Here is a 23,092-nt window from a genome sequence, read left to right on the forward strand (position 1 = left end):
GTTTGGCGCGGCGACCCCGGCATCTGAGTGCCGACGAAAAGGCACTCTGGGACGAGGTTGCGAAACGGGCGACGCCGATGCATCCGACGCGAACCCAGGAAACGGCGAGCGAGGCTTTGGTGTCGAAGCCGAAGCCCGCGCCGCCGTCACCGGACATCAAACCTTTTCGGATCGGAACGCGGTCGGACACCAAACTGCCCTCGAACGATCTGGCGCCGAAGGTCGAAGACAGCGTGGCCCGTGCGCCCGTCGCGATGGATCGGAAACGCTACCAGCAGATGAAACGCGGCAAGCTGTCGCCCGAAGCGCGGATCGACCTTCATGGTCTGACCATGGCGCAGGCGCACCCGCGTCTTTTGTCTTTCATCATGAACTCGGTCGCCGAGGGGCGGCGGTTCGTTCTGGTCATTACGGGCAAGGGCAAGTCGCGACCCGACGACGGCCCGATCCCCGAACGCCACGGCGTCTTGCGGCATCAGGTTCCGCACTGGCTGAACTCGCCACCGCTACGGTCCCACGTCCTCCAGATTTCCGAGGCGAACCGAAAGCACGGTGGTCTGGGCGCCTATTACGTTTACCTGCGCCGGCCCCGCTAGGCGAGTTTGGACCAGAGCGCAGACGCGCCGAGTTTTTCCACAAATGCCTGATGTGCCGCGCGTTCTTCTTCGGTGATCCGCGATGGCAGGGCTTCAGGTCGGGGCCGGGGGCGCCAATCCTCGTTCTGTGTCGTGTCGGACGTTTGCGACCCGCCACCGCCAAGCACCAGGTCGGGCTGTCGGCCACCGATCAGCTCCAGATAGACTTCGGCCAGAATTTCCGAGTCGAGCAACGCGCCGTGCAGCGTGCGGTGCGAGTTGTCGATCCCGAAGCGGCGGCATAGGGCATCGAGCGAATTGCCCGCACCCGGAAACTTCTTGCGCGCGATGAGGAGCGTATCGATGGATTGATCCATCGGGATCTGCCGCCGTTTGCACCAGCCAAGTTCGGCGTTCAGAAACGGAACGTCGAAGGACGCATTGTGGATGACGAGCTTCGCGTCCCCGATGAATTCGAGAAACGCATCCGCGATATCGGCGAACACCGGGTAGTCCTTCAGGAATTCCTCGGACAATCCGTGGACCGCGAAGGCCCCCTCCGGCATATCGCGCTGCGGGTTGATGTACTGGTGATAGGTCCGGCCCGTCGGCATGTGATTGAACAGCTCGACCGCCCCGATCTCTACCATCCGGTCGCCCGTCTTGGGATCGAATCCCGTGGTTTCGGTGTCGAGCACGATCTCACGCATCAGCCAATTTCCTTCGGATATCGTCGAGCACAGACTGGACCTGCGCCTGCGCGGCTTCAAGTGTCAGGGTTTCGATGATGTAGTCCGCCTTCGCCCGTTTTTCGGCATCCGGGGTTTGTTTCGCGCGGATGCTTTCGAATGTCGCCTCATCCATCGTTCCACGTGCCAGAACCCGCTCGCGCTGGACGTCTTCGGGGGCCGAGACGACAACGACCGCGTCCATGGCGGTGTTTCCGCCTGTTTCGAACAAAAGCGGGATGTCCAGAACCACCAGATCGGCAGAGGTGTCCGCGAGAAAGGCGGCGCGGTCCTGCGCCACGAGGGGATGAACGATCATTTCGATCTGTTTCAACGCGGAGGGGTCTTCGGCCATCCAGCGTTTCAACGCCTCGCGGCTTACGGCCCCATCTTCGATCACGTCCGGGCGCAAGGCCCGAAACGGCTCGACCGCCGCGCCGCCCGAGGCGTAAAGCCGATGAACGGCGGCATCCGCATCCCAGACCGGAACGCCCGCTTCCGCGAACATTCTGGCCGTCGTACTTTTGCCCATGCCGATGGAGCCGGTCAGTCCGATGATAAAGGTCATGAGGCCGCGGCGATCCTTGCATCTTCGTCATTTGGCGGTCGCTGGCCGAACCACCGTTCGAAACTGGGGGACGCCTGGCAGATCAACATCCCGACACCGTCGGCGACATGACACCCATAGGCGGCAGCCTGTTGCAAAAACCGGGTCGCAGGCGGGTCGACCGTCAGATCGCAGGCGACCGCGCCCGGCGTCAGCCCGTCCAGCGGCACGCGAAAGTCCGAGTTGCCGCGGGTTCCCAGAGGCGTCGCGTTCACCACCGTCGCGGCCCCTTCCGCCATATTCCCCGCCTTCAGCCAATCGACGACCTCGATCCGGGTGCCGAATTCGCTGCGAAGCTGCTCGGCCTTCGGGCGGGTGCGCGATGTCAGGCGGATCTGTCCGACCCCGACCTCGATCAAGGCCGAGATCACGACGCGGGCCGCGCGCCCGGCGCCGAAAATGGCAGCGGGGCCAAGGCGCGCATCCCACCCAGGCACACTCAGACGGATGTTTTCGATGAAACCGTAGCCATCGGTGTTGTCGGCATGGATTTTCCCATCACGCCGGAAGATGAGCGTGTTCGCACCAGACATCAGCGCAGCGCGGTCCGTGATGATATCGGCATGATCCAGAACGGCCTTTTGGTAAGCCGCCGAGATATGGAGCCCCACGAAACCGGCTTTGGGAAGCGCCGAGATCACATCGCCGATATCCTGCGGCTCGACCGTCAACGGAAGGTAGCGACCGGGAAGCTGCGTCGCCCAGAGCCAGTGGTCGAACAACACCGGCAACCGGCTGGTTTCGCCGGGTGCAAGCATGACCGCTGCTATGGGCGTCGACGCCTCGCTCATGTCTCAAGGTCTCCCCTCACGATGAGATAGGATATCAACTCGGTCAGCGGCAACCCGAGAACGTTGAAATACGATCCGTCGATCTGTGAGAAGAGCCGGACCCCTTCTTCCTCGAGTTTGTAGGACCCGACCGAGTGCCGGATGCAGTCCCAGTTCCTGTCGACGTAATCTTTCACATAGGCATCGCTCAATTGCCGCATAGTCATGCGGACCATACCGACATGGCGCCAGACGGGTTCGTAATCGTGATAGATGACTGCGGCCGACATCAAGTGATGCGTCTGGCCAGATAGTCGGGCCAACTGTTCCCGCGCCACTTCGGGCGTCTCGGGTTTGTTCAGAATCTCACCTTTCAGCGCCGCGACCTGATCGCAGCCCAGCACAAGCGAGGTTGGGTTTTTCTGCCCGACCTTGCGCGCCTTGTATTCCGCCAAAGCGTCCGCGACATCGCGCGGGGTCGCTTGTTCGGCGGCCAGACCCGCCCGGATTGCGGATTCGTCGATCCGCGCCGGTTCGACATTGAAGGCGATCCCGGCGTTCGCCAGCAATGTCGCCCGAATTTCGGACCCGGAAGCGAGGATCAGTCGTGTCGGCATGTTGGGAACCCTGTGGAGAATCCTTGTTTGTTCCTCGTTATGCGATTGTGCGTGGAACGGTGCAATTCCGGCGTTCCGTCTTATCGGCGGGTTTCCGACATTCCGTTCCTCGGCGCGCCAACACGGGACAACCGGGTTCGCCCATGTTGTGAGTTCCGGGTCCACGCACAGAACGGTCCACGAATTTGTTCACAGGCTGGGTATCACGTAAGTATCTGTTTTTGAATTCATAAACTGGCATCTCACCGGTTTCCGACGGTCTTATCCAACCGCGCTCATTCGTGACGAAAACGCTGCGGACAAGTCGTTAATCCCCAATACCCACAGGCCCTACAATTCAATACAGCCCTTTTTCTTTCTTTTCTTTATTAAGGGAGGGCGGACATGCCGGCGAGATTTGCAAAGAACGCCAAGATTGACTTGAAAGGTCCGGTTCCCTATATCCCGCGTCCAAAGGGCCGTCCGGTCCGTGTTTCCCACTCTACAACGCTGACTGAGCAAATGGCTCGTCCTATGGTGATTTCCCATGACTGAACGCTTGAACCTGTCCGACCTCAAGGCGCAGAGCCCGAAAGACCTTTTGGCAATGGCCGAAGAGCTCGAGATCGAGAACGCCTCGACCATGCGCAAGGGCGAGATGATGTTCCAGATCCTTCAGGCGCGTGCCGAAGACGGCTGGGAGATCGGGGGCGATGGCGTGCTCGAAGTGCTTCAGGACGGCTTTGGCTTCCTGCGCTCGCCCGAGGCGAACTATCTGCCCGGCCCCGACGATATCTACATGTCGCCGGACATGATCCGAAAGCATTCGTTGCGCACCGGTGACACGGTCGAAGGCGTCATTGCGGCACCGGGCGAGAACGAGAATTACTTTGCGATCACCCAAGTCGAGAAGATCAACTTCACCGATCCGGAAACGGCGCGGCACAAGGTGGCCTTTGACAACCTGACGCCGCTGCACCCGGACGAGCGTCTGAAGATGGAAATCGACGATCCGACGATCAAGGATCGTTCGGCGCGTATCATCGATCTGGTCGCGCCGATCGGTAAGGGACAGCGTTCGTTGATCGTGGCACCGCCGCGGACCGGTAAGACGGTGCTGATGCAGAACATCGCGCATTCGATCTCGGTCAACCATCCCGAGGTCTATCTGATCGTCCTGCTGATCGACGAACGGCCCGAGGAAGTGACGGACATGAAGCGGTCGGTGAACGGCGAAGTCGTTGCCTCGACCTTCGACGAACCCGCGTCGCGACACGTCGCCGTGTCGGAAATGGTGATCGAAAAGGCGAAGCGTCTGGTGGAGCACAAGCGGGACGTGGTCATCCTGCTCGACTCGATCACGCGTCTTGGCCGTGCGTTCAACACGACGGTGCCGTCCTCCGGCAAGGTCCTGACGGGTGGTGTGGATGCCAACGCATTGCAGCGCCCGAAGCGGTTCTTCGGTGCTGCGCGTAACATCGAAGAGGGCGGTTCGCTGACCATCATCGCGACGGCCCTGATCGACACCGGAAGCCGCATGGACGAAGTCATCTTCGAAGAGTTCAAGGGCACGGGTAACTCGGAACTGGTGCTGGATCGCAAGGTCTCGGACAAGCGGATCTTCCCGGCGATCGACATCCTTAAGTCCGGCACGCGGAAAGAAGAGCTTCTGGTGGATTCCAAGGACCTTCAGAAAACCTATGTGCTGCGTCGTATCCTGAACCCGATGGGCACGACGGATGCGATCGAGTTCTTGATCTCGAAGCTCAAACAGACCAAGACGAACGACGAGTTCTTCGACTCGATGAACGCATAATCCTGTTTTAATTCAACAGGTTAACCATGGATACGATCTTTGCGCTCGCCTCGGCACGGGGCAAGGCAGGCGTTGCCGTCATCCGGGTGTCCGGCCCGGACGCCTTTTCGGCTGGTGAGGTTTTGGCCGGTGCATTGCCGCCAGCGCGGACAACCGGTCTGCGCACGCTGCGCAACGGAAATGATCCAATCGACGAAGCTTTGGTTCTGTCGTTCTCGGAGGGTGCGAGCTTTACCGGCGAACCTGTGGTGGAGTTCCACCTACACGGATCGACCGCCGTCGTGTCGAGTGTCCTGTCGACATTGTCTTCGGTGCCGGGTCTGAGGATGGCGGAGCCGGGCGAGTTCACGCGCCGCGCGATGGAGAATGAGAGGCTGGACCTTGCCCAAGTGGAAGGGCTTGCCGACCTCATCGACAGCGAAACGGAAGCCCAAAGAAAGCAGGCGTTGCGCGTTCTTTCCGGTGCGCTCGGTGACAAGACATCCCAGTGGCGCAAGGATCTGGTGCGGGCGACCGCGTTGCTGGAAGCGACGATTGATTTCGCTGATGAAGAGGTTCCGGTCGATGTCTCGCCGGAGGTTCTGGACCTCGTTGATAGAACGCTGGCCGGTGTCCGGACTGAGACGGCCGGCGCGCGTATTTCGGAACGCATTCGCGATGGGTTCGAAGTTGCGATCGTGGGGGCCCCGAATGCTGGAAAATCCACGCTCCTGAATGCGCTCGCCGGCCGTGACGCCGCGATTACATCCGAAGTGGCGGGAACGACGCGGGACGTTCTTGAGGTTAGGATGGACCTTGCCGGGCTTCCCGTCACAATTCTCGACACAGCTGGATTGCGTGAGTCGGAAGATGTCATCGAGCGGTTGGGAATCGAGCGAGCGAAGGCGCGTGCTGCGGATGCGGACCTGCGGATTTTCCTGTTGTCAGGCGAGGTTCTGCCGATGGACCCGATGGATGGCGATATCGTCGTCCAAGGGAAATCGGACCTCACGGGTACGGGTATTTCGGGTAAGACCGGCGAGGGCTTGGATTTTCTGGTAGAGCAAATCACATCGGTTCTAAGCGAACGGGCGAGCCACGCGGGAACAGCGATCCGGGAGCGACACCGCGTGGCGCTGAGTATGGCGCAAGTGGCTTTAGAAAACGCTCGAATCGAGGTACAGAGCGGCTCCGAACGTTCCGAACTCGCCGCTGAAGAACTCTGGTCCGCAATCCGCGCTCTCGATGCCCTGATGGGGCGTGTGGATGTGGAAGTCGTGCTTGACGAGATTTTCGCGAGTTTTTGTCTGGGGAAGTAGAGAGAGGCATGTTTCACGTGGAACATTCTGATTTCGATGTCGTGATCGTTGGCGGAGGCCACGCTGGTGCAGAGGCTGCGGTCGCTTCAGCACGGATCGGCGCGCGCACGGCTCTGGTCACCTTGCGGGCGTCGGATCTGGGCGTCATGTCCTGCAATCCGGCAATCGGAGGGTTGGGGAAGGGCCATCTGGTTCGTGAAATCGACGCCCTCGACGGAATCATGGGGCGTGCGGCGGATGTGGCGGGTATCCAGTTTCGCCTGCTGAACCGTTCGAAAGGCCCAGCCGTTCAGGGTCCGCGTGCGCAGGCGGACCGAAAACTCTACCGCGCTGCGGTCTCAGAACTTGTTTCGGAGCAAGAACACCTGACGGTTGTCGAGGGAGAAGTCGCGTCGCTTGCAATGTCGGGCGATAAGGTCTCTGGCTTGATCCTTTCTGATGGCTCCGAGATTTCGGCGCGCGCGGTGGTTCTTACAACTGGCACCTTCCTGCGCGGGGTGATCCATATCGGCGATGTCCGTTGGGAAGGTGGTCGCATGGGCGATCGCCCGTCCGTCAGGCTGGCTGAGCAGATCGAGTCTCTCGGTTTGCCGTTTGGACGGCTCAAGACAGGAACGCCGCCGCGATTGGATGGTCGTACCATCGATTGGGGTAAGCTGGAAACTCAGCCTGGCGACGAGAATCCCGAGGTTTTTTCATTTCTGAACACCAAACCGACGGCACGGCAGATCTCGTGCGGCATCACGCACACGAACGAAAGAACGCATGAGATCATTTCGCGGAACCTTGAACGGTCGGCCATGTATGGAGGGCATATCGACGGCGTCGGCCCAAGATATTGCCCGTCCATCGAGGACAAGGTCGTGCGATTTTCAGACAAGCCGTCGCATCAGATCTTTCTGGAACCGGAAGGGCTGGACGATCATACAGTCTATCCGAACGGTATTTCGACGTCTCTGCCTGAGGACGTTCAGCAAGCTTATGTAGCATCGATTTCCGGTCTGGAGAACGCGCGAATTCTGCAGCCGGGATATGCGATTGAATACGACTATGTCGATCCGCGCGCGTTGCGCCTGACGTTGGAGCTCAAGAATGTCTCGGGCCTGTATCTTGCGGGTCAGATCAACGGCACAACGGGCTACGAAGAAGCTGCGGCACAAGGCATTGTCGCAGGATTCAACGCTGCCCGGGCTGCGCTCGATCAGGAAGAGGTCATTTTTTCCCGGTCGTCGTCCTACATCGGGGTGATGATCGACGACCTTGTGACGCGTGGCGTCACCGAACCGTATCGCATGTTCACATCGCGGGCTGAATTCAGGTTGGCGTTGCGCGCCGATAACGCCGACCAGAGATTGACGCCTTTGGCTATCGACCTGGGAGCTGTTTCCGCAGAACGGAAAAGGCGTTTTTCCGAGAAGATAGAAAAGCTTGACGCGGCGAAGTCCTTGTTGAAAGGCCGCTCGTTCAAGCCGCAGGAAGTGAACGCAGCCGGTGGGTCGGTGAGCGAGGATGGGACACGTCGGACCGGGTTCGATCTCCTGTCGATCCCTGGGATCACGTTCGCATCGCTAGTGAAGATGAATGACGTATTTGCCACCGTCGATCTCGACACGCGTTCGCAAGTTTCGAAAGATGCATTGTATGCGCGGTACATCGAAAGGCAGGCGCGGGAAGTGGAGGCGCTCCGCCGCGATGAGCACCAAGTCATTCCGAGCGATTTCGACTATGCCGGCCTTGATGGACTGACGGGCGAGTTGAAGCAGAAGCTTTCCAAAGTTCAGCCGGAAACCCTAGCTCATGCAGGTCGGATCGAGGGTATGACACCCGCGGCTCTTGCTCTGATTTTGGCAAAGGTCCGGCAGTCAGCGCGAAGGAAGTCCGCGTGAGTAAATCCGCCTTCTTGGAGGCGGTGAGTGTTTCACGTGAAACAGAGCGGCGGCTTGATACCTTTGCAGAGCTCCTGACAAAGTGGAATCGCCACATAAACCTGGTCAGTGCGTCGACTCTGAAGGATTTATGGAGCCGGCATTTCCTGGATTCCGCGCAACTCTTATCGCTTGCCGAGGGCCGATCCCGCCTTTGGCTCGATGTCGGCACCGGCGGAGGCTTTCCTGGAATCGTTGTCGCAATCATAGCCGCCGAGGCGCAGCCGGACCTGCGGGTTCGATGCATCGAAAGTGACCAAAGGAAAGCGACGTTTCTTAGGACCGTGGCCCGAGAATGTGGCGTGTCGGTTGAGGTGCTGTCCGAAAGAGTCGAGAGGGCTGATCCGATGAATGCAGATGTGATTTCCGCACGTGCGCTGGCGCCATTGGACGACCTTCTCGCTTATGCGCAGCGGCATCTGAAACCCGGAGGTTTGGCGCTGTTTCTGAAAGGCGCCGGATACAGGGAAGAGCTTGAAACCGCTCTTGTAAACTGGCGTTTCCAAGTCGATACATACCCCAGCAAGACCAATCCGGACGCGGTCGTCCTGAAGATCGGAGATATCGAACGTGCCTGACGCCAAGATCATAGCGGTGACCAACCAGAAAGGCGGCGTTGGCAAAACCACGACCGCGATAAACCTGGGCGCAGCTCTGGCGATGAAAGGGAATAAGGTCCTCATCGTCGATCTCGACCCGCAGGGTAACGCATCGACCGGGCTTGGTATCGAGCCGCAGGACCGAGAAAGCACGACATATGATCTGTTGTTGGAGGAGTCGCCGCTCGAGTCCGTCGTTCTCCAAACTGTGATCGAAAACCTCTGGATTGCGCCGGCGACAACGGACCTGTCTTCGGCGGACATCGAGTTGGTCGCGAATGAGAAACGGTCGCATCTGCTACATGATTCCCTGCGTGCACCGACGGCCGAGAGGTTGGGGTTGGACTACATCCTGATCGACTGTCCGCCCTCTCTGAACCTTCTTACCGTAAATGCGCTCGTGGCTGCTCATTCCGTGCTTATCCCGCTGCAATCCGAGTTCTTTGCGCTGGAAGGCTTGAGTCAGCTCATGCTGACGATCCGCGAGGTGCGCGAGGCGGCGAACCCGAAACTGAGGATTGAAGGCGTCGTGCTGACGATGCACGACATGCGCAATAATCTTGCACAACAGGTAGAGGCGGATGCGCGGGACACCCTTGGAGAATTGGTCTTCAAGACCGTGGTTCCAAGAAATGTCAGGGTTTCGGAGGCGCCGTCTTTCGCCATGCCGGTGATTTCCTACGATCCGAGTTCCAAGGGCAGTCAGGCGTATATTTCATTGGCACAAGAACTGATGGCGAAGGCCGGGTAGGAGGCAGATATGGCAACGAAGAAACCGAACCGCGGGTTGGGGCGCGGGCTTTCCGCGCTTATGGCCGATGTTCAGACGGATGCCGAAGTGGCACATGTTGGGTCTGAAGTGCAGCGAAAGCCCGATATGTTGATTCCCATCGAGAACGTGGAAGCCAACCCAGACCAACCGAGGCGCAGGTTCACGCCCGAGGGGTTGGAGGATCTGGCCAACTCGATCCGTGAGAAGGGGATCATCCAGCCCCTGATCGTCAGGCCGCACCCCGCGAAAGAGGGTGCGTATGAGATCGTCGCCGGCGAACGCCGGTGGCGTGCGGCTCAGGTCGCCCAGTTGCATGAAGTTCCCGCGATTATCCGTGGCTACAACGATACCGAGGCGCTGGAAGTCGCGATCATCGAGAACATCCAACGCGCGGACCTCAATCCAATTGAAGAAGCCGCAGGCTATCGCGATCTGATGGAGAAGTTCGGACACACGCAGGAAAAGCTGGCGGAGGCTCTCGGGAAATCGCGGTCGCACATCGCCAATATGATGCGTCTGCTGAACCTGCCGGAAGAAGTGCTCGAGATGGTTGTGGATGGACGCCTGTCTGCGGGTGCTGCGCGGGCAATTATCACAGCGGAAAATCCGATAGAGCTTGCGCGCCGGGCGGTGAAAGAAGGGCTTTCCGTTCGCGATATCGAACGTCTGGCGAAATCTCCCACGTCACCGAAAAAGCAGTCTACCCCTGCCCAGAAGGCCCAAAAGGACGCGGACACGGTTGCGCTTGAAAAATCGCTTTCCGCTGCATCGGGCATGAAGGTTTCGATCGACCATAAGGATGGTGACGATCAGGGGACTGTGACGATCCGGTATGCGACGCTCGATCAATTCGATGATCTGTGCCGCATGCTCGGCGGTGACGTCTAGCTTGGCAAGAGCTCACGAATGACCGCGTTCAGGACGGCGCGGCCAGATCGTGTCGGGGCGAGGTAACGGTTGTTCAGGTTCAGGTAGCCATTCTTGACGAGGTCCTGAAGAACCATTTCATCCAGCGGCACACCAGAAATAGCCTCGTATCGGTCTAGATCTAGTCCTCGTGTGGTCCGCAGACCCATCATCAGGTATTCACCGGCTTGGTCCGCGCGACTCAAGGCTTCGCGACCAGCCTCGCCGTTGTGCTTCAACGCCTGATCCAACCATTTCGACGGCGACAACTCGGTCCAGGTGGACCAGCGTCGACCCCCAAGGCTCAGGCGCCCATGTGCGCCCGGGCCGATGCCTATGTAATCACCAGCGGACCAGTAGATCAGATTATGCCGGGATTCTTGGCCGGGTTTGGCGTGATTAGAGACTTCATAAGCCAACAGTCCGGCATCTTCGCAGATGTCTTGCGTGGCAAAATACATATCCGCAGACAGATCTTCGTCCGGCAGGCCCCGCAGCTTTCCGCGCGCGAACCGATCTCCGAATGCGGTGCCGTCCTCGATGGTGAGTTGGTAGAGCGACAGGTGATCCGGCTCAAAACCCACCGCCCGTTGAAGTTCAGCGGTCCAGTCTTCGAGTGACTGGTCCTGACGTCCGTAGATGAGGTCGAAATTGATCCTGTCGAAGGTCGAACGCGCGACGTCCAAAGCAGCCAAGGCCGTTTCAACGTCATGGAGCCTGCCGAGCGCCTTCAGATCCCCGTCATTCAGGGCCTGAAACCCCATCGAAACCCGGTTCACGCCCGCCGCTGCATAGCCAGCGAAGCGTTCGGCTTCCACCGAGCTCGGATTCGCTTCGAGCGTGATTTCGATGTCGTTGGCGGGCGTCCAGTGCCCCGCGACTGCATCAAGCACCGCACCGACGACAGCGGGGTCCATCAGGGAAGGTGTCCCGCCGCCGAAGTAAACCGAGCTCAGAACCCGGTTCGGGGTTTCGCGTGCATAACGCGCCAACTCGGCAAGATAGGCGGCCTGCCAGTCGGCCATGACGATTTGTGAGGACACATGGCTGTTGAAGTCGCAGTAGGGGCACTTGGCGGCGCAGAACGGCCAATGGATGTAGAGGCCGAAACCGCCCTCTCTCCAGTTATCGGTCAAAGCAGCCCTCGACCAGCTTGGCGAATGCGACGGCCCTATGGCTCATCTCGTGCTTCTGTTTCGGGTCCATCTCGCCGAATGTGATGTCGAAACCGTCCGGGATGAAGATCGGGTCGTATCCGAAACCCTGATCGCCGCGCATCGGCCATGTCAGACGACCAGACACGCGGCCCTCGAAAATCTCGTCATGTCCATCCGGCCAGGCGAGGCACAGTGTACAATTGAAAGACGCCGTGCGTGGTTCGGCTGCGCCTCGTTCGTCGAGAAGATCCCACGTCTTTCTCATGGCCATGGGAAAATCGCGACCGTCCGGTGTCTCGGCCCAGTCCGCCGTATAGACCCCGGGGGCACCGTCGAGCGCATCGACCATGATCCCACTGTCATCCGACAATGCGGGCAATCCGGTTGCCTTCGCCGCGAAGTGGGCCTTGATCCGGGCGTTCCCGGCGAACGTGTCCTCGGTCTCATCCGGTTCTTCGAGCCCGAATTCCGATGCCGAGGAACAGGTCACGCCAAACGGCTCAACCAAGGCGGCGATTTCGCGCAGCTTGCCTTTGTTATGCGAGGCGATGACCAAACGGTCGCCGGTGAACGCGCGGGTCATGCCACGGCGGCCTTTTGTGCGGCCACCAGCTCTGCAACGCCCTTTTCGGCAAGACCCATAAGGTCATCCATCTGAGCGCGGGAGAAGGTGGAACCTTCTGCCGACATCTGCACCTCGATCAATCGCCCGGTTCCCGTCATGACGAAGTTCCCGTCGACACCGGCTTCGCTGTCCTCGGGATAGTCGAGGTCGAGGACGGGCTGACCGGCATAAATGCCGCAAGAGACGGCGGCGACCGGATCGATCAAGGGGTCCGACACGATGTCGCCGGCCTTCATCAGTTTCTGAACAGCAAGGCGCAGAGCGACCCATCCGCCAGTGATCGAGGCGCAACGCGTGCCTCCATCAGCTTGAATGACGTCGCAATCGACCGTGATCTGACGTTCGCCAAGCGCCTGCCGATCGACACCCGCGCGCAGCGAACGACCAATAAGCCGTTGAATTTCAACGGTTCTTCCGCCTTGCTTGCCTGCCGTCGCCTCGCGCCTCATACGCGAGGATGTGGACCGCGGCAGCATTCCGTATTCGGCGGTGACCCAGCCCATGCCGGTGTTGCGAAGCCAGGGCGGCACGCGCTCTTCCAACGATGCGGTGCACAGCACATGCGTATCGCCGACCTTGATGAGGCAGGACCCTTCGGCATGTTTCGTGACGCCCGTTTCAATTGAAATCGGGCGCAGTTCATCTACATTCCTGCCAGATGGGCGCATGGCGTATCCTTCCTGATTTTTCTGCGGCGTGGGTGTCACGCCGCCATGAAAAAAGCAAGGGCGGCCGCCCGGTGGAGACAATGGCATGACCGACGGGTCACCCAGACTGGACGAACTGAACGACCGATCGCGTGAGGTGTTTCGGCGGCTGGTCGAGGCATACCTTGAAAGCGGTGATCCGGTCGGCTCCCGCACCCTGACGCGCACCTTGTCGGAAAAGGTCTCGGCGGCGACGATCAGAAACGTCATGCAGGATCTCGAATACCTCGGGCTGTTGAATTCCCCTCACGTCTCAGCCGGTCGCATCCCGACCGAGCTTGGCCTGCGCATGTTCGTAGACGGCTTTCTCGAAGTCGGTGATCTGACCGACGGCGACCGCGACAAAATTCAGGAAACGCTCGGTTCGAACTCCGCCGATGTTCCGGCGTTGATGAGTTCGGTCGGCAAGGCTTTGTCCGGTATCACGTCCGGCGCAAGCCTTGTGCTCACACCGAAGTCAGAAGCGCCGATCAAGCATATCGAATTCGTAAGCCTTGGCGTGGACCGCGCGCTCACCGTTCTGGTCTTTGCAGATGGTCAGGTCGAAAACCGGCTGTTCACCCCGCCGAAAGGTCACACCCCCAGTTCGATGCGGGAGGCTGCGAATTTCCTCAACTCGCTGGCCGAGGGGCGGACGTTGTCCGAACTGCGGGAGGTGATCTTGCGGGAGGTCGAAAAGCGACGGCGCGAAGTCGACGAGGTCGCGCGCGCCCTTGTCGAAAGCGGGCTTGCGGTTTGGAACAAGGATGGTGCGGGAACCGACCGCTTGATCGTGCAGGGGCGGGCGAATCTGATTACCGACCCAGCGGACGAGGCCGAGCTTCACCGGATCAAGAGCCTCTTCGATGACCTTGAACGTAAGCAAGACATCGCCGAGTTCCTTGAACTTGCGGAAGATGGCGAAGGTGTGAGGATTTTTATTGGCTCTGAGAACAAACTTTTCTCACTTTCCGGTTCCTCTCTGGTGGTTTCTCCATATATGAACGCTGACCGAAAGATCGTCGGTGCGGTTGGGGTCATCGGACCCACCCGGCTCAACTATGGGCGGATCGTGCCGATCGTGGATTACACTGCGCAACTGGTCGGGAAACTGATCTCCGACCGGGGGTAATGAGGGAAAGAATGGCCGACCCGAAGAAGAAAGAGCCGCTCGAGGATATCGAGGCTGCAATCGAAGAAATCATGGCGGATCAGGGCAAGTCCGATCTGCCGGAAGACGAAGACGTGGCACCGGAAGCCGATCCGCTCGAAGAGGTGGACGAGGTCGAGGCGCTCCGTATCGAGCGCGATCAGCTCAAAGACAAATTCATGCGGGCCTTGGCGGATGCCGAGAATGCGCGCAAACGGTCCGACCGGGATCGGCGCGAGGCCGAGAACTACGGCGGATCGAAACTCGCCCGTGACATGCTGCCGGTCTACGACAACATGAAACGCGCGATGGAAGCGATTGACGACGATCTGCGCGAAAAAGCCTCGGGCCTGACCGAAGGTCTGGAACTCACCATGCGCGAGTTGCTGAACATCTTTTCGAAACACGGCATCCGCATTCTTGCGCCCGAAGTGGGCGACAAGTTCGACCCGATCGAGCATGAAGCCATGTTCGAGGCGCCCGTGCCCGGCACGAACAAAGGCGAAATCATTCAGGTGATGGCCGAGGGTTTCATGCTGCACGACCGTCTGCTTCGCGCGGCGCAAGTCGGCGTGTCGTCCAATCCGGGCTGACGCCTAGTCGTTCTCGAGCGATTTCAACTCGTAAATTAGATCCAGCGCCTCACGTGGCGTCAGCTCGTCGGGATGAATCCCGGCGAGCTTTTCTTTGAGAACGGAAGGCGCCGTTTTCACCGGGGCGGCCTGCACGGGAACGGCCGAGAACAGCGGAAGATCGTCGATTAACGCCTTCTGCGCCGCGCCGCCTTCGCGTTCGCCTTTCTCAAGCGCATCCAACACGATCCGGGCGCGGTCGATCACACTCGATGGAAGTCCGGCCAGCTTCGCCACCTGCACACCGTATGAGCGGTCGGCGGCCCCCTTGATGACCTCGTGCAGGAAAATCACCTCGCCGTCCCATTCCTTGACGGCGATGGTCGCGTTGTCGACACCGTCCAGCTTTCCGGCCAGTTGGGTCAGCTCGTGATAATGCGTCGCGAACAGGGCGCGGCATCGGTTGGTTTCGTGCAGATGTTCCAACGTCGCCCAAGCGATGGACAAACCGTCGTACGTCGCAGTCCCGCGTCCGATCTCGTCAAGGATCACAAGCGCATGGTCGTCGGCTTGATTGAGGATCGCTGCCGTCTCTACCATCTCGACCATGAAGGTCGACCGACCGCGGGCCAGATCGTCGGCGGCGCCAACGCGCGAGAACAATTGGCTGACAATGCCGACCCGCGCCGATGTCGCAGGCACGAAACTTCCGGCTTGAGCGAGAAGCGCGATCAGGGCGTTCTGGCGAAGGAATGTGGACTTACCCGCCATGTTCGGCCCGGTCAAAAGCCAGATGTCGGCCCCGTCTGACCCGTCCGCCAAGTGGCAATCGTTCGCGATGAACGGATCGCCGCCCTGCGCACGAAGCGCACGTTCGACAACCGGATGCCGACCGCCCAAAACCTCGAACGCGCGCGAATTCTCGACAACGGGCCGACACCAGTCTTCGCTGGCCGCAAGTTCAGCCAGAGCCGCTGAAACGTCGAGTTCGGCAAGACTTCGCGCCGCGTCACCAAGCGCCGCTGCGTTGGAGAGGACTTCGGCTTTCAGGCTGTCATAGAGACGCTTTTCGATCTCCAACGCCCGGTTTCCGGCATTCAGAATCTTGGTCTCGAGTTCCGATAGATCGACGGTCGTGAAGCGAACGGCATTCGCGGTCGTCTGACGGTGAATGAACGTCTCGGACAGCGGCGCTGACAGCATCTTTTCCGCATGGGTCGCGGTGGTTTCGATGAAATATCCAAGGACATTGTTGTGCTTGATCTTGAGCGACGAAACCCCGGCCATCTCGGCGTATTTCGCCTGCATTCCAGCAATGACACCGCGCCCCTCGTCCCGAAGGGTCCGCGCTTCGTCCAGCTCCGCGTCATAGCCCGCGGCAATGAACCCTCCGTCCCGAACCAGCAGGGGCGGGTCGGCCACGAGAGCACGATCCAGCAGCCCCACGAGCGCATCGTGTCCGGTCAAGAACATGTCGGCTTCGCGCATCAGCCTTGGCGGTTCAACCGAAGAAAGCTGCGCGGCGATCTCAGCGGCTGCCCCAAGGCCGTCACGAATGCCGGTCAGGTCGCGCGGACCGCCACGGTCGAGGGCTAGGCGGGAGACGGCGCGATCGATATCCGGCACCTTGCGCAGCGCGTCGCGCAGATCGGCCCGAAAAAGGCTCTCGTCTACCAGAAAAGCAACCGCTTCAAGACGGCTCTCAATCGTATCGAGGGTTCTTGACGGGCTGGAAAGACGGCGTTCGAGCAAACGTCCGCCACCAGCCGTCACCGTCTTGTCGATTGTCGAAAGCAACGATCCGTCACGCCCGCCCGCAAGGGCGTGGGTCAGTTCAAGATTTCGGCGCGTCGCGGCGTCGATCTGCATCGCGGCTTGGCTGATTTCAACGACAGGCGGGCGCAGAAGCGGGAGTTTGCCCTTTTGAGTGATGTCGAGATATTCGACGATCGCACCCAATGCCCCCAGATCCGCCCGCGAAAAGGTGCCGAATGCGTCCAGTGTCGACACGGAAAACAGATCGCAAAGGCGTTTCTCGGCACCCGTGCTGTCGAACGCCGCCCGACCGAGCGGTGTGATCGCCGCACCCAGATCAGTGACTAACTCAGTCAATTCGGCTTCAGATGACTCGCTGACGACGACTTCGCGCGGTGCGATGCGCGCAAGTTCAGGCCCAAGGCGGGAGCGGGGACATTGCATGATCCGAAACGCGCCCGTCGAAATATCGACCCATGCCAGCGCACCCTCGTCCCGAACCTCGGCGAACGCGGCGAGGAAATTGTGACGCCGTGCGTCGAGCAGAGAATCCTCCGTCAGCGTTCCGGGCGTGACCAGACGCACCACATCGCGTTTCACGACGGACTTGGAGCCGCGCTTCTTGGCCTCGGCGGGATCTTCCATCTGCTCGCAAACGGCGACCCGGAAGCCCTTGCGGATAAGCGTCAGCAGGTAACCCTCGGCGGCGTGGACGGGCACGCCGCACATGGGAATGTCGTCACCCAGATGTTTGCCGCGCTTCGTGAGAGCGATATCCAGCGCCTCGGCCGCCGCGACCGCGTCGTCAAAGAAAAGCTCATAGAAGTCGCCCATGCGGTAAAACAAGAGAGCATCCGGATAGCCGGATTTGATCTCAAGAAACTGCGCCATCATGGGCGTTACGGCAGCGTTGGCAGTGTTCACGCGGGTCCCCCGACCGACAGGCTTTGGCGGAATCTATCGGGCACGGCGAGGGGTTGAAACCCCTAGCTGTTGCGGATGCGCGAGACCCAGTTCCACGATGTCTGGCACATGTCGTCCAGACCGCGCTTCGCCTCGAACCCAAGGTAATCGCGCGCGGTGGTCGGGTCGGCATAAAAGCAATCGATGTCGCCTGCGCGACGTGGCGCGATTTCGTAGGGCAACGCCTTGCCACAGGCCTTTTCATACGACTTCAGCATGTCGAACACGGAATATCCCGTGCCGGTGCCGAGGTTCACGACATGCGTGTCGCCCTCGTCGATCAGTTTGTTCACGGACTGCACATGGCCCTGCGCCAGATCGACGACGTGAATGTAATCGCGCACCCCGGTTCCGTCGGGCGTATCGTAGTCGTTGCCGAACACGTTCAGATGCGGAAGCTCCCCTGTCGCCACTTTCGCGATATACGGCATGAGGTTGTTTGGGATGTCGTTCGGATCTTCGCCGATCAGGGCGGAATCGTGCGCGCCGGCGGGATTGAAGTAGCGCAGGACGCCATAGGTCCAGCGATCGTCCGACTCCTTCAATTGGCGCAAGAGGGTTTCGCAGATCACCTTGGTTTGGGCATAGGGCGAAACCGGCGCGATCCTGTGGTCTTCGGTATAGGGCAGCGAGACGGGTTCGCCATAGACGGTCGCGGTCGAGGAAAAAACGACCCGGAAAACGCCGGCATCCTTCATCGCCATCAACAGGTTCGAAAACCCGGCGCAATTGACCTCGAAATAGTCGAGCGGCTTTTGCACGCTCTCGCCCACGGCCTTGAGTGCGGCAAAGTGAATGACGGCGTCGAAGTGATGGCGCCGAAAGACGTCGGCAAGAAACGTCTTGTCCAGCACATCACCCCTGTAGCAGGTCACCGGCCCATCCGTGATGGATTGAAGCCGTTCCACCACATCGGCCCGTGCGTTGGAGAAGTTGTCGACAATCACGACCTCATGTCCGGCCGACACGAGTTCCACATAGGTGTGGGATCCGATGTAACCCGCACCGCCGGTAAGAAGGATTGTGCCCATTGTGATCCCCTGCCTGATTCGGAACAAATCTAGTATGGGCGGGGGTGAAGTTCACGCCGGAAGGGCCATTTCGGTGGGACATGGGGGTGCATACGAATATTGCGCTTGAACCCGCTCGCCATTTACGAAAATGTCGCCAAGCCCGAAGAATGGCGAATTAAAGAAACGGGATAGCGGTTGAGGCGGCAATGCGCCCCGGCTAGAGAAGCCCGGACGACAGGAAGGGACGACCAAAATGCCGCAAAAGCCCAAGATCACGCGCGAAGAGGCGCTTCAGTTCCATATCGAACCGCGCCCGGGCAAGTTCGATATCGCGCCGTCGGTGCCGATGACGACCCAGCGTGACCTGTCGCTTGCCTACTCGCCCGGTGTGGCTGTTCCGTGCGAGGCGATCCACGCGTCGCCCGAGACCGCATATGACTATACCAACAAGGGTAACCTCGTCGCCGTCGTCTCGAACGGGACTGCCGTTCTGGGCCTCGGCAACCTCGGCGCGCTTGCGTCGAAACCCGTGATGGAGGGCAAGGCGGTGCTCTTCAAAAGGTTCGCGGACGTGAACTCGATCGACATCGAGTTGGACACCGAAGACCCGGACGAGATCATCAATGCGGTTCGGTTGATGGGGCCGACGTTCGGCGGCATCAACCTTGAGGATATCAAGGCGCCCGAATGCTTCATCATCGAACAGCGGCTCAAGGAAGAGATGGATATTCCCGTCTTCCATGACGACCAGCACGGGACGGCGGTGATCTGTGCCGCCGGGCTTATCAATGCGCTGCATATCTCGGGCAAGGATATCGCCGATTGCCGCATCGTGTTGAACGGGGCAGGGGCGGCGGGGATCGCCTGTATCGAACTGCTAAAGACGATGGGGGCCAAGCACGACAACTGCATCGTCTGCGACACCAAGGGCGTAATTTTTCAGGGTCGCACCGAGGGCATGAACCAATGGAAATCGGCCCATGCGGTCAAGACCGACCTACGCACGCTCGAAGAGGCGATGGTGGGCGCCGATGTGTTCCTCGGCGTGTCGGTCAAAGGGGCCGTGACGCAGAAAATGGTGTCTAGTATGGCGGAAAACGCCGTGATCTTCGCAATGGCGAACCCGGACCCGGAGATCACGCCGGAAGAGGTGCACGATGTCCGCGAGGATGTGATCGTCGCCACGGGTCGCTCGGACTACCCGAACCAGGTCAACAACGTCCTGGGTTTTCCCTATCTCTTCCGTGGTGCGCTCGACATCCATGCGCGGGCCATCAACGACGAGATGAAGATCGCCTGTGCCGAGGCTTTGGCCAAACTCGCCCGTGAGGATGTGCCGGACGAAGTCGCCATTGCCTATGGCAAGAAGCTGACATTCGGACGCGACTACATCATTCCGACGCCGTTCGATCCGCGTCTGATCTACACGATCCCGCCTGCCGTGGCGAAGGCCGGGGCCGACAGTGGGGCGGCGCGGCGGCCGATCATCGACATGCACGGGTATGAGAACCAGCTCAAGGCGCGGATGGACCCGACCGCCTCGATCCTTCGGTCGATCAATGCCCGTGCGCGCGCCGCGCAGGCCACGATGATCTTTGCGGAAGGGGATGATCCGCATGTTCTGCGGGCCGCCGTCGCCTATCAGCGCAACGGTTTCGGCAAGGCGCTGGTCGTCGGGCGCGATTCCGATGTGAAAGAGAAGCTCGAAGGTGCGGGGCTCGCCGATGCCGTCGCCGAACTCGAAGTGGTCAATGCCGCCAACACCCATCACCTCGCGACCTACAAGGCGTTCCTTTACGAACGGCTTCAACGCGCTGGGCATGATCGCAAAGACATCCATCGGCTTGCCGCCCGCGACCGGCACGTTTTCGCGTCGCTGATGTTGGCGCATGGTCACGGAGACGCCCTGGTCACCGGCGCAACCCGGAAATCGGCGCATGTGCTGGAACTTATCAACCACGTTTTCGATGCGCGGCCACAGGATGGCGCGGTCGGTGTCACCGCGCTGCTTCATAAGGGCCGGATCGTGCTCATCGCGGACACGTTGGTTCACGAATGGCCCGAGGCCGAAGACCTCGCCAATATTGCCGAAGGCGCTGCGGCCGTCGCCCGCGACCTTGGGCTTGAGCCGCGAGTCGCCTTCGTGTCGTTCTCGACCTTCGGTTACCCGATTTCGGAACGGGCCGAGAAGATGCACGAAGCTCCGGGTATCCTCGAAGCGCGGGGCGTGGATTTCGAGTATGACGGGGAAATGACGGTCGATGTCGCGCTCAATGCCGACGTGCTGTCCCACTATCCGTTTTGTCGTCTGTCGGGACCGGCGAACATCCTCGTCGTGCCTGCCCGTCACTCGGCCTCGATCTCGGTCAAGCTGATGCAGGAAATGGCTGGCGCCACGGTGATCGGCCCGATTTTGACGGGTGTTCAGAAACCCATTCAGATCTGTTCCACCACCTCGACCGCGAACGACATTCTGAACATGGCGGTTCTCGCGGCCTGCAAGGTCGGCTGATGACGATCTTCAATCTGGGGTCCATCAACGTCGACCATTTCTACCGGGTGCCGCATCTGCCGGTTCCGGGTGAGACGTTGGCGGCCACGGGTTACGATTTCGGGCTTGGGGGGAAGGGCGCGAACCAGTCGGTCGCAGCCACCAAAATGGGGTCGAAGGTCGTTCACATCGGCATGGTCGGGCCGGACGCATCGGGGCGCGACATGCTTGCCGAGTTCGGCGTCGATGTGCGGTATGTGGGGACCGACGGATCGGTGACGGGGAACGCCTGTGTCTACGTCGACGGCGAAGGCGAAAACCTGATCGTCGTCCTGCCCGGCGCGAACCACGAACAATCGCTCGACCTGATCGAAGGTGCCTTGGCCGAGGCGGTGCCCGGCGATCACTTCATGCTCCAGAACGAAGCGACGCTCGGCGCGGACGCCGCCCGTCTGGCGAAGGCGCGGGGGTGTTTCGTGGTCTATTCCGCTGCACCGTTCAAGGCCGGGAAGGTGGCCGAAATGCTGCCCCTCGCCGATCTCGTGGTGGTCAACGACATCGAGGCGCAGCAATTGGCCGACCATCTGGGTTGCGACATATCCGATCTTCCGGTGCCCAACCTCATCGTCACGCACGGGGCCAAAGGGGCGACATGGCGCGGGGCAAAGACTTTTGAGCAGCCCGCCTTCCCGGTCGATCCGGTGGACACGACAGGGGCCGGGGACTGCTTTATCGGGGCTGTGGTCGCGGCGCTGGATCAGGGCCGCCCGGTTCCCGAGGCGCTACGCTTCGGTGTCGCAGCCGCAGCACTACAGGTGACGCGGCCGGGAACGGCGCAGGCGATGCCTGACCGTGACGAGGTCGAAGCACTCCTTCGAGGTGAGTGATCTGACGCTTCCGTGATCCCGCGTGATCGCAAACCTGAAACTTTTCTGATCGTCCTACGTGTGTTCGGGGGACTGCGGGCAGACGCAGTTTGAAACCAACAGGAGACGATTCATGAAATTCGCATTTGCTACCGGACTTACCGCTGCCGCCCTCGCTACGACCGCTTTCGCTGCCAGCCACGAAATGGCTCCGATGGTGGAAGCATCCGACCAGTCCGTCGAAAATGGCGTGGTGTCGGCCGATATGGTGAACGCGCCCGCCAACGGCTGGCTCGTTGTGCACCGCACCGACAGCGACATGGCCCCCGGCCCGGTCGTGGGATACGCCCCGCTGCGCATGGGTGAAAACGCCGATGTCGCTGCCATCCTTCAGGAGGACGTGGCACCGGGCGACATGCTCATGCTGATGATCCACTCGGAAGAGGGCGGCATGTCGACGGGTGTTTTCGAATACACGCTCGGCGCCAAGGAAGACGGCCCGATCCGCGTGGACGAAAACCTCGTCATGAAAACGATCACCGCGCAGTAACGCGACGATTTGTTAACGAGTTCTCTGTTCGAGGGCGGACCATAAAGCCCCCCTTTCAACTTTGGCCATGGGTGGAGTTCTTGCCGCCCCGACGCTGGCCCAGAAACCGTGGTATTGCCGATGGCTAAGGGGGCCGGTGGGTGTTTTTGGCCGGATGGAAACTTGGTTATGCTCTGCCCAGAGGATCAGATCCGAACCTACGTTCGTCCGTCGGGGGTCCGAGATCGCGCCTGCGGGATCCACGGGTCACGTCCATGCGGCTATCACAACTTGAGGGGCTGGGCTGTTCGGCGATCTGGCGCAGGGCGCGTAATTCACCATCGTTGCCCAGGCGCGGACCTGGTGACCTGGCGCGGCGGGTGGTGATCCGACCGCTATCATGGTGCGGGGGAACGCCGGGATCGAAAGCGGCGCGGACCTTGCCGGCAAGAAGATCGCCGTGACCGCGCCGGGGCAGATCCTCGACATGATCGTTAACGAATACATCGCGCAATCGGGCGTGAACCCGGAGGACGTGACCAAGGTGGGCATGGCCCCGCCTGATATGGTCCCCGCGCTGACCAACGGATCGGTCGACGCGGCGATCATGATCGACCCGTTCCAGTCCATCGCGCTGGGCGGCGGCACCGTCACGCGGCTTGTCCGTGCGTCCGAGGTGATGCCGGGCACCTC

22 protein-coding genes are annotated in these 23,092 nt (G+C 60.4%); 13 read left to right on the top strand and 9 right to left on the bottom strand.

Annotated elements, in window-relative coordinates; genetic code table 11:
- Window positions 1-2 precede the first annotated feature (2 nt).
- Window positions 3-596, top strand: a complete 594-nt coding sequence (locus tag RB2654_RS13585; RefSeq protein ID WP_008332491.1) for a Smr/MutS family protein — start codon at window positions 3-5, stop codon at window positions 594-596.
- On the opposite strand, the gene dnaQ is transcribed toward RB2654_RS13585, so the two are convergent.
- The 4 genes from dnaQ to RB2654_RS13605 are packed head-to-tail and all read right to left on the bottom strand — an operon-like array spanning window position 593 to window position 3,297.
- Window positions 593-1,285 (bottom strand): DNA polymerase III subunit epsilon, encoded by a 693-nt coding sequence (gene dnaQ, locus RB2654_RS13590; RefSeq protein ID WP_008332492.1) that lies wholly within the window; start codon window positions 1,283-1,285, stop codon window positions 593-595. The genes RB2654_RS13585 and dnaQ overlap by 4 nt on opposite strands.
- A complete protein-coding gene (gene coaE, locus RB2654_RS13595; RefSeq protein ID WP_008332493.1) occupies window positions 1,278-1,871 on the bottom strand; it encodes a dephospho-CoA kinase in 594 nt (197 codons plus the stop codon). Before coaE ends, dnaQ begins: the two co-directional genes overlap by 8 nt.
- On the bottom strand, window positions 1,868-2,701 hold the full coding sequence (locus RB2654_RS13600) for a shikimate dehydrogenase family protein (protein WP_008332494.1): 834 nt from the start codon (window positions 2,699-2,701) through the stop codon (window positions 1,868-1,870). Before RB2654_RS13600 ends, coaE begins: the two co-directional genes overlap by 4 nt.
- A complete protein-coding gene (locus RB2654_RS13605; RefSeq protein WP_008332497.1) occupies window positions 2,698-3,297 on the bottom strand; it encodes a Maf family protein in 600 nt (199 codons plus the stop codon). The genes RB2654_RS13600 and RB2654_RS13605 overlap by 4 nt, the downstream gene beginning before the upstream one ends.
- A 526-nt stretch (window positions 3,298-3,823) precedes the next feature.
- Between RB2654_RS13605 and rho the strand changes: the two genes are divergently transcribed.
- The 6 genes from rho to RB2654_RS13635 are packed head-to-tail and all read left to right on the top strand — an operon-like array spanning window position 3,824 to window position 10,574.
- Window positions 3,824-5,092, top strand: a complete 1,269-nt coding sequence (gene rho, locus RB2654_RS13610) for a transcription termination factor Rho (RefSeq protein ID WP_040884862.1) — start codon at window positions 3,824-3,826, stop codon at window positions 5,090-5,092.
- A 26-nt stretch (window positions 5,093-5,118) separates the two neighbouring features.
- Window positions 5,119-6,390: a tRNA uridine-5-carboxymethylaminomethyl(34) synthesis GTPase MnmE gene (gene mnmE, locus RB2654_RS13615; RefSeq protein ID WP_008332501.1), complete on the top strand. Its 1,272-nt coding sequence runs from the start codon at window positions 5,119-5,121 to the stop codon at window positions 6,388-6,390.
- A gap of 8 nt (window positions 6,391-6,398) precedes the next feature.
- Window positions 6,399-8,276 carry a tRNA uridine-5-carboxymethylaminomethyl(34) synthesis enzyme MnmG gene (mnmG, locus tag RB2654_RS13620; RefSeq protein ID WP_008332502.1) on the top strand — a complete coding sequence of 626 codons (1,878 nt, stop codon included), beginning with the start codon at window positions 6,399-6,401 and terminating at the stop codon, window positions 8,274-8,276.
- The gene (gene rsmG, locus RB2654_RS13625; protein ID WP_008332503.1) at window positions 8,273-8,893 is read left to right on the top strand and encodes a 16S rRNA (guanine(527)-N(7))-methyltransferase RsmG; all 621 of its coding nucleotides are present in this window, start codon (window positions 8,273-8,275) and stop codon (window positions 8,891-8,893) included. The genes mnmG and rsmG overlap by 4 nt, the downstream gene beginning before the upstream one ends.
- The gene (locus RB2654_RS13630; protein ID WP_008332504.1) at window positions 8,886-9,665 is read left to right on the top strand and encodes a ParA family protein; all 780 of its coding nucleotides are present in this window, start codon (window positions 8,886-8,888) and stop codon (window positions 9,663-9,665) included. The genes rsmG and RB2654_RS13630 overlap by 8 nt, the downstream gene beginning before the upstream one ends.
- Window positions 9,666-9,674: 9 nt before the next feature.
- Window positions 9,675-10,574, top strand: coding sequence for a ParB/RepB/Spo0J family partition protein (locus tag RB2654_RS13635; protein WP_008332505.1), 900 nt, complete (start codon window positions 9,675-9,677; stop codon window positions 10,572-10,574).
- Here RB2654_RS13635 and hemW read toward each other — a convergent pair.
- From hemW to rph, 3 genes are read right to left on the bottom strand one after another with little or no spacing between them, the layout of a single operon-like run.
- Complete coding sequence (gene hemW / locus RB2654_RS13640; RefSeq protein WP_040884867.1) at window positions 10,571-11,728, bottom strand: radical SAM family heme chaperone HemW; 1,158 nt, start codon at window positions 11,726-11,728, stop codon at window positions 10,571-10,573. The genes RB2654_RS13635 and hemW overlap by 4 nt on opposite strands.
- Window positions 11,718-12,332: an RdgB/HAM1 family non-canonical purine NTP pyrophosphatase gene (rdgB, locus tag RB2654_RS13645; RefSeq protein ID WP_008332507.1), complete on the bottom strand. Its 615-nt coding sequence runs from the start codon at window positions 12,330-12,332 to the stop codon at window positions 11,718-11,720. The genes hemW and rdgB overlap by 11 nt, the downstream gene beginning before the upstream one ends.
- On the bottom strand, window positions 12,329-13,042 hold the full coding sequence (gene rph / locus RB2654_RS13650; protein WP_040884868.1) for a ribonuclease PH: 714 nt from the start codon (window positions 13,040-13,042) through the stop codon (window positions 12,329-12,331). Before rph ends, rdgB begins: the two co-directional genes overlap by 4 nt.
- 85 nt (window positions 13,043-13,127) lie before the next feature.
- Between rph and hrcA the strand changes: the two genes are divergently transcribed.
- On the top strand, window positions 13,128-14,192 hold the full coding sequence (gene hrcA, locus RB2654_RS13655) for a heat-inducible transcriptional repressor HrcA (protein ID WP_008332509.1): 1,065 nt from the start codon (window positions 13,128-13,130) through the stop codon (window positions 14,190-14,192).
- Between the two features lie 11 nt (window positions 14,193-14,203).
- Window positions 14,204-14,803: a nucleotide exchange factor GrpE gene (locus RB2654_RS13660; protein WP_008332511.1), complete on the top strand. Its 600-nt coding sequence runs from the start codon at window positions 14,204-14,206 to the stop codon at window positions 14,801-14,803.
- Window positions 14,804-14,806: 3 nt separating this feature from the next.
- Here the strand turns inward: RB2654_RS13660 and mutS are convergent, their stop codons facing one another.
- A complete protein-coding gene (gene mutS, locus RB2654_RS13665; protein ID WP_008332512.1) occupies window positions 14,807-17,431 on the bottom strand; it encodes a DNA mismatch repair protein MutS in 2,625 nt (874 codons plus the stop codon).
- Between the two features lie 92 nt (window positions 17,432-17,523).
- A complete protein-coding gene (gene galE / locus RB2654_RS13670) occupies window positions 17,524-18,531 on the bottom strand; it encodes a UDP-glucose 4-epimerase GalE (RefSeq protein WP_008332513.1) in 1,008 nt (335 codons plus the stop codon).
- A gap of 235 nt (window positions 18,532-18,766) precedes the next feature.
- Here galE and RB2654_RS13675 point away from each other — a divergent pair, with 235 nt between their 5' ends.
- The 4 genes from RB2654_RS13675 to RB2654_RS13690 all read left to right on the top strand — a co-directional run.
- The gene (locus RB2654_RS13675) at window positions 18,767-21,025 is read left to right on the top strand and encodes an NADP-dependent malic enzyme (protein ID WP_008332514.1); all 2,259 of its coding nucleotides are present in this window, start codon (window positions 18,767-18,769) and stop codon (window positions 21,023-21,025) included.
- The gene (locus RB2654_RS13680; protein WP_008332515.1) at window positions 21,025-21,891 is read left to right on the top strand and encodes a ribokinase; all 867 of its coding nucleotides are present in this window, start codon (window positions 21,025-21,027) and stop codon (window positions 21,889-21,891) included. Before RB2654_RS13675 ends, RB2654_RS13680 begins: the two co-directional genes overlap by 1 nt.
- A 112-nt stretch (window positions 21,892-22,003) precedes the next feature.
- Window positions 22,004-22,420: a DUF7282 domain-containing protein gene (locus RB2654_RS13685; protein WP_040884871.1), complete on the top strand. Its 417-nt coding sequence runs from the start codon at window positions 22,004-22,006 to the stop codon at window positions 22,418-22,420.
- 379 nt (window positions 22,421-22,799) lie between these two features.
- The coding region (locus tag RB2654_RS13690) for an ABC transporter substrate-binding protein (protein WP_008332517.1) at window positions 22,800-23,092 on the top strand (293 nt) is incomplete at its 3' end.

Origin of the sequence: Maritimibacter alkaliphilus HTCC2654 (genome assembly GCF_000152805.1) — a bacterium.
GTDB classification, from domain to species: domain Bacteria; phylum Pseudomonadota; class Alphaproteobacteria; order Rhodobacterales; family Rhodobacteraceae; genus Maritimibacter; species Maritimibacter alkaliphilus.